Genomic DNA, 353 nt, shown 5'->3' on the forward strand with positions numbered 1-353 from the left:
TGTTGAGCCAGGTCATCGATGCTGCGCGGAGTGAGGCCCCGGTGACCGCGGGTGCGTGAGAGTTCTCCCACAGCATATTTCAGTTGCTAAGAGAACCAGGCGCATCGCATGCTTGTACCCAGCAACTAGTTGGCTGATGCAATCAAGCGAGGCAAGCGTGACTCCTTCCGCGACCGACACGGCGACGCCCACCGAGGCCGACCTGGCGATCGCCGACGAGCTCGGGATGGCACTGGTCCGGCTGAACCGGGTCCAGGCGTGCATCGCCGGTCACGCCTCCAGGAACGGGGGGATCGACAAGTCCTCCTTCATCCTGCTGGCCACCCTCGTCGGACAGGGGCCGACCCGGTCGA

Annotated in this window: 1 pseudogene; it reads left to right on the plus strand. The window is 64.6% G+C overall.

From position 1 onward, the window contains the following. Positions 1-157: 157 nt before the first annotated feature. Positions 158-353: pseudogene (locus CCN37_RS37565) on the plus strand (MarR family transcriptional regulator); the annotation flags it as partial.

It is taken from the genome of Allokutzneria sp. NRRL B-24872 (genome assembly GCF_002155965.1).
Lineage (GTDB): Bacteria > Actinomycetota > Actinomycetes > Mycobacteriales > Pseudonocardiaceae > Allokutzneria.